At 67.8% G+C, this 6,055-nt stretch carries 8 protein-coding genes and 1 pseudogene; 4 read left to right on the forward strand and 5 right to left on the reverse strand.

From position 1 onward, the window contains the following. Positions 1-2 precede the first annotated feature (2 nt). The 4 genes from KBY81_RS09865 to psbB form a co-directional block, all read right to left on the reverse strand. Entirely contained in the window at positions 3-1,079 is a 1,077-nt protein-coding gene (locus KBY81_RS09865) for a 30S ribosomal protein S1 (protein WP_106221942.1), read from the reverse strand. 127 nt (positions 1,080-1,206) lie between these two features. Beyond that, positions 1,207-1,692 (reverse strand): transcriptional regulator NrdR, encoded by a 486-nt coding sequence (gene nrdR / locus KBY81_RS09870; protein ID WP_106221944.1) that lies wholly within the window; start codon positions 1,690-1,692, stop codon positions 1,207-1,209. Between the two features lie 136 nt (positions 1,693-1,828). Continuing rightward, positions 1,829-1,924, reverse strand: coding sequence for a photosystem II reaction center protein T (locus KBY81_RS09875; protein ID WP_010314684.1), 96 nt, complete (start codon positions 1,922-1,924; stop codon positions 1,829-1,831). A gap of 24 nt (positions 1,925-1,948) precedes the next feature. Beyond that, on the reverse strand, positions 1,949-3,508 hold the full coding sequence (gene psbB / locus KBY81_RS09880) for a photosystem II chlorophyll-binding protein CP47 (RefSeq protein ID WP_254976394.1): 1,560 nt from the start codon (positions 3,506-3,508) through the stop codon (positions 1,949-1,951). 191 nt (positions 3,509-3,699) lie between these two features. On the opposite strand from psbB, the gene KBY81_RS09885 reads away from it, so the two are divergent. Further along, the gene (locus KBY81_RS09885; RefSeq protein WP_254974278.1) at positions 3,700-4,170 is read left to right on the forward strand and encodes a 2Fe-2S iron-sulfur cluster-binding protein; all 471 of its coding nucleotides are present in this window, start codon (positions 3,700-3,702) and stop codon (positions 4,168-4,170) included. Between the two features lie 27 nt (positions 4,171-4,197). Then, positions 4,198-4,305: a photosystem II reaction center protein PsbM gene (gene psbM, locus KBY81_RS09890; protein WP_015109223.1), complete on the forward strand. Its 108-nt coding sequence runs from the start codon at positions 4,198-4,200 to the stop codon at positions 4,303-4,305. Between the two features lie 7 nt (positions 4,306-4,312). On the opposite strand, the gene KBY81_RS09895 is transcribed toward psbM, so the two are convergent. Next, positions 4,313-5,164, reverse strand: a complete 852-nt coding sequence (locus KBY81_RS09895) for a universal stress protein (RefSeq protein ID WP_106221948.1) — start codon at positions 5,162-5,164, stop codon at positions 4,313-4,315. A 71-nt stretch (positions 5,165-5,235) separates the two neighbouring features. On the opposite strand from KBY81_RS09895, the gene KBY81_RS09900 reads away from it, so the two are divergent. Beyond that, positions 5,236-5,700: an acyl-CoA thioesterase gene (locus KBY81_RS09900; RefSeq protein ID WP_254976395.1), complete on the forward strand. Its 465-nt coding sequence runs from the start codon at positions 5,236-5,238 to the stop codon at positions 5,698-5,700. A 36-nt stretch (positions 5,701-5,736) separates the two neighbouring features. After that, a pseudogene (locus KBY81_RS09905) lies at positions 5,737-6,055 on the forward strand (DNA-processing protein DprA); the annotation flags it as partial.

The raw sequence follows: 6,055 nt of genomic DNA on the forward strand, positions 1-6,055 counted from the left end.
CCTCATTCCAGGGAGACACCCATCGGCTCGTTGTCCTCGGCCTGCTCGAGCAGCATCTGCTTGTAGCGGGCGGCCATCTCTTCGGCCTTGTCGAACACCTTCTGGGGATCGCTGAGCATGTCGCCCGGCTCCGGCTCGAGGGCCTTGGTGGACAGGGAGATGCGCCCCCGCTCGGCGTCGAGGTCGATGATCATGACCTTCATCTGATCGTTGACATTGAGCACGGTGTGGGGGGTCTCGATGTGCTCGTGGCTGATCTCGGAGATGTGCAGCAGGCCGCTGACACCCCCGATGTCGATGAAGGCGCCGTAGGGCTTGATGCCCCTGACGGTGCCCAGCACCACTTCGCCCACCTCGAGGCGATTCATCTTCCGCTCCACCAGGGCACGGCGATGGCTGAGCACCAGACGGTTGCGCTCCTCGTCCACCTCGAGGAACTTGAGGGGGAGGAAGTCGGCGACGAGTTCCTCCTTGGCCTTGCGGGTGCTGATGTGGCTGCCGGGGATGAAGCCCCGCAGGCCCTCCACCCGCACCAGGGCGCCGCCGCGGTTGGTGGCGAACACCTCGCTGTAGATCGTGGCGTCCTCCTTCTGCAGCTGGCGCACCCGCTCCCAGGCGCGCTGATACTCGATGCGACGCACCGACAGGGTGAGCTGGCCGTCCTCGTTCTCCTCGCTGAGGATGAAGAACTCCCGCACCTCGCCGGGCTCAAGCACGTCGGAGAGGTGCTCCACCCGGTTGATCGACACCTCCTGAAGGGGCATGAAGGCGGCGGTCTTGGCGCCGATGTCGATCATCGCGCCCTTGGATTCCAGGGCGAAGACGGTGCCGTTGACGACGTCGCCGGGCTTGAAGTTGTAGTCGTACTTGCTGAGCAGGGCCGCGAACTCGTCCAGCGTGAAGCCCACACCGTCGCCGTCCCGTGCGCTGACACGGCTGCTGGAGTCGTCGGCGCTGGGCACCTCTTCCGGGATCGCCAGATCGAGATCGGCGCTGGCCTCCACGTCGGTGGCCTCCTCGCCGCTGATCGGCGTGAGGGCCTCGAGGGTGTCGGCTTCGGAAGAAGGAGTGAGGGTCATGGAGCTGGGGCGGTCTGCCGGTGGCAGTGCGAAGGAACGGGATGGCTGCCCGCCTGCAGCGCACACCCGATCAATCACTCTATCAATGAACCGGCTGGCTGATCCGTTCCCGGCGCCGGTGCCCGGTTCAGCCCACCACCGCCAGCCGGTTCTTGGTCTTGGCGCGGCTGCCCAGCCCTTCGAGGGTGGCCACGAAATCGCTGACGCTCTGGAACTGGCGGTACACGGAGGCGAAGCGCACGTAGGCCACCTCGCTCATCTCCCGCAGGCGCTGCAGCACCAGCTCACCGATCTCATTGCTGCTCACCTCCCGGCCGACCCGCTGCTGCAGGGCCAGTTCGATGTCGTCGACGACGGCCTCGAGCCGGGCGGGTTCCAGACCCGTCTTCTCGCAGGCCCGCAGCAGACCGTGGAGCAGTTTGCTGCGGTTGAAGGTTTCCCGGCTGCCGTTGCGCTTGACCACGGTGATCGGAACGGTCTCGACCCGTTCGTAGGTGGTGAAGCGAAAATCACAATTGAGGCACTCCCTGCGCCGCCGCACGCTGCGCCCGGAATCGGCGGCCCTTGATTCCAGAACGCGGCTGTCGGTGTGTTGGCAGGAGGGACATTGCATCCCCGGGCACGCGTCCAATTGTTTGGAGTGTAAACAGCTACGGGCACAAAGAGAAGGGGGGTGCCTCCCGGTCGCGGGCTGAAGCATGAAAAAACCCCCGGTTTCCCGGGGGCTCGGCATCAATCTGGACGGATGGTCACTTGCCGATCTTCGGGGGGTCGCGGAAGGCGATCGCGAAAAACAGCGTGGAAATGGCCAGGGCCAGGATCAGGATGTAGGCGAAGCTCTCCATGGGAATCCTCGGGGGGACTGGCGGTCAGCTGAGGGTGGAACCGGCCGGGGGCACGTAGCCCTCGGGAAGGCGCCGGGTGGAACGGTCGCCCAGTTTGGCGAACAGACCGAACTCCACCTGCTCACCCAGATCGGGGTCGATCCCGGCGAAGACATCACGGTAGAGGGTGCGGGCACCGTGCCAGATGTGGCCGAAGAAGAAGAGCAGGGCGAAGCAGGCATGGCCGAAGGTGAACCAGCCGCGGGGGGAGCTGCGGAAGGTGCCGTCGGAGTGGTAGGTCTCCCGGTCGAACTCGAAGGCCTCGCCAAGCTGGGCCTTGCGGGCCAGGCGCTTGACGTCGGCAGGGTCGGTGAAGGTCTGACCGTTGAGGGCACCGCCGTAGACGGTGGCCGTCACACCCTGCTGTTCGAAGGAGTACTTCGCCTCGGCCCGACGGAACGGGATGTCAGCGCGGACGATGCCCTGGTCGTCCTGGAGCACCACCGGGAAGTTCTCGAAGAAGTTGGGCAGACGCCGGACTTCAAGGTCATGGCCTTCCTTGTCGGTGAAGGCGATGTGGCCGATCCAGGAGGTGGGCAGGCCATCACCGTTGATCATCGGGCCCACGCGGAACAGACCACCCTTGGCGGGGCTGTTGCCGACGTAGTCGTAGAAGGCGAGCTTCTCGGGAATGGCCGCGTAGGCCTCTTCCTTGGTGGCGCCGTTGTCGAGGGCGGTCTGGACGCGACGGTTGATCTCCGTCTTGAAGTAGCCCTGATCCCACTGATAGCGGGTGGGGCCGAAGAGTTCCACCGGCGTGGCGGCCGAGCCATACCACATGGTTCCGGCCACGATGAAGGCCGCGAAGAACACCGCAGCGATGGCGCTGGCCAGCACCGTCTCGATGTTGCCCATGCGGAGAGCCTTGTACAGGCGCTCCGGCGGACGGGTGGTGATGTGGAAGATGCCGGCGATGATGCCGACGATGCCGGCGGCGATGTGGTGCGCCACGATCCCGCCCGGGTTGAAGGGGTTGAAGCCCTCCGGTCCCCAGGCGGGCTGCACCGGTTCGAGGTGTCCCGTCAGGCTGTAGGGATCGGAGATCCACATCCCGGGCCCGAAGACGCCGGTGAGGTGGAAGGCGCCGAAGCCGAAGCAGCCCAGGCCGGCCAGCAGCAGGTGGATGCCGAAGATCTTGGGCAGGTCGAGAGCGGGCTCCCCGGAGCGGGGGTCCTGCCAGATCTCGAGATCCCAGTAGGTCCAGTGCCAGATGGCGGCAAGGAAGAGGAGGCCGCTGAAAATGATGTGGGCGGCAGCCACGCCCTCGAAGCTCCAGAAGCCGGGGTCGACGCCGGTTTCACCGGTGACGCTCCAGCCACCCCAGCTGCCCGTCACACCCAGGCGAGCCATGAAGGGCATGACGAACATGCCCTGGCGCCACATGGGGTTGAGGACCGGGTCGGAGGGGTCGAAGATCGCGAGCTCATAGAGCGCCATGGAGCCGGCCCAGCCGGCTACCAGGGCGGTGTGCATGAGGTGCACGGCCAGCAGTCGGCCCGGGTCGTTGATGACGACCGTGTGCACCCGGTACCAGGGCAATCCCATTGGGGGGTCAGGTCTGGGTTGACAGTTGCCGAAGCCGGTCGCCGGGGCGATGGCGGCTAAGGAGACGCTCGGTGATTACCGATCCGTGCTGGCGATGGTAAGGGTTGCGGGCAACGGCACGGGGCCCAGGTAACGGACCGCAACGGCGCGCCTCACAATGGGAGCCGTCCTGTTCCCCCGAGGCTTCCGCCATGCCCGTGATCCGGTTCGTGCGCGAGCAGCGTGACGTGGAGTGCTACCCGGGGGAGAACCTCCGCGAGGTCGCCCTGCGCGAAGGCATCGAGCTGTACGGCCTCAAGGGCCGGCTGGGCAACTGCGGGGGCTGCGGCCAGTGCATCACCTGCTTCGTGGAGGTGGTGGAGGGCGGGGCGGCCAACGCCCTCACGGAACAGACGGCGGTGGAACAGCTCAAGCTGAGACGGCGCCCCCAGACCTGGCGGCTGGCCTGTCAGGCCCTGGTGCAGAAATCGGTGATGGTGCTCACCCGGCCCCAGGTGGGACTCGCGGACCGGGAAGGCGACCTGGCCAGGGCCCTGGCCCAGCCCCTGCCGGAGGGGCCCACCGCCTGGCCCGTCCCTCCCGCCGCCGAGGAGCCGGAGGAGGAGGACGCTCCATCCGCAACGAGCGATGAAGGGGGCGTCCTTCCCGCCGATGGGCGGTGATACGTTCTCAGAACCTCACCAGCAGTCATGGAAACCAACGACCTCGGCTTCGTTGCCAGCCTCCTGTTCGTTCTGGTTCCCGCCGTCTTTCTGATCATTCTCTACATCCAGACGAACAGCCGCCAGGGCGGCTGAGTCGCTCTCAGCGCGCCCGCCCCTCCGGCTCCCGCACCAGCAGCACCGGAGCCGGGGCATGCACCCGGATGTAGTCGCTGACCGAGCTGCCCAGAAGCTTGTCGAGATCCACCAGGGCCCGGGCCACCAGCGGCCTGCGGTCCTGGGAGGCAATCACCACCAGGTCCGCCTTCGCCTCCTCGGCGGCGGCGCAGACGCCTCGGGCGATGTCGCCCGTGCGATGCAGGCCTTTCATCTCCACCCCGAAGCTGCGGGCCCGCTGGATCGCCTTCTGCAGCACGTCGTCCCCGGGGGTGCGTCCCCCGCGCGAAGGGGTGATGTCCTGGCGGGACACGTGCACGCCGGTGAGGCTGCCGCCGGGGATGCCCTGCACCAGTTCGCAGGCCAGCCGCAGGGCGTCGTCACCGACCCCGGTGCCGTCGATGGCCACCAGGACCCGGTTGATGGCCTTCACGTAGAGATCGTCCCGCACCAGCAGCATGGGCCGGGTGGAGAGCTGGAAGACGTACTGGCTGGCGCTGTTGCCCAGGATCGACTGCAGCCTGCCCAGGCCCCGCGACCCCATCACGATCAGGTCGGCCTCCAGCTCATCGGCCACGTTCAGCACGGTCAGCTTGGCGTCGCCCTCCCGCACCAGGGTGTTGACCTCGCCGGGGCTGAGACCGAGCCGCTCGATCGCCTCCTTGATCAGCACCTCGGCCTGCTGGCGGTGGGTCTCCAGATCCAGACCCCCCTGCTCGGGGATCACGTGCAGCAGGTTGATCCTGGCCTGACGGCAAGGGGGGATGTCCCGCAGGATGCGGACCATCTCCTCCACATGACCCTTGCCGGAATCGGCGATCAGCAGGTTGCGGAACACGGTCGTCAAAGAGGCTCTGGATCAGCCTATGGCTGATCCTGTTTTCGCACTCCCCTGTGGTGAAGACCGTGATGCAGCGCTCCGAAGCGGCCTGGTGGTGTCTGAACCGGCGGGTGCTGCCGCAGCACACCGATCACGCCGGCGTGATGTGGCACGGGGCCTACCTGGCCTGGCTGGAGGAGGCGCGCGTCGAGGCGCTGGCCCGGGCCGGCCTCCACTACAGCGACCTGTCGTCCCGGGGGCTGGAGCTGCCGGTGGTGGGGCTGCGCATCGACTACCGCCAGGCCCTGCTCCACGGTGACGCGGTCGCGATCCACAGCCGGGTGCTGCCGCGGCAGGGCGTCAAGCTTTCCTGGCAGAGCCGTTTCCTGCGCCCCGACGGGGGGGTGGCGGCCGAGGCCAGCGTCGACCTCGTGCTGGTGGATCTCTCCGCTGGGGGCTCCCGGCGGCGGCTGCAGCGGCGGCTGCCACCGGACCTGGAGCAGGCCCTGGACATCCTGAGGAAAGGGCCGACAGGCACCGACATCCATCCATAGTACGCTTGTACTGCTGTTCAGGTGCTGGCGCGGGCCATGGGAGATCTGGTGCAGGGGGTGTTCCCCCGCAGGGCCACCCCCACCTGGGACCGGCAGCAGCGCCTGTGGTGGCTGCTCTGGAGCCGCTGCCCGGGTCTCGGTTGGCAGCGCCTGCGGGCCCTCGAGGCTGGGTGCGGTGGTCTCGCCGCCGCCTGGGGGGCCTCCGCCGCCGAGCTGGCAGCGGTGCCGGGCCTGGGGGAGGGGCTGGTGGCCGCGGTGGAGCGCTTCCGCCGCCAGTGGGGGCCCAGGCCCCTGGAGGGCTTCGCGCCCCGGTGCCGGTTCGGCCGCGGCGTGCTCGTCCCCGGCGACCGGGGCT

This window comes from Cyanobium sp. Lug-B, assembly GCF_024345635.1.
GTDB classification, from domain to species: domain Bacteria; phylum Cyanobacteriota; class Cyanobacteriia; order PCC-6307; family Cyanobiaceae; genus Cyanobium; species Cyanobium minutissimum.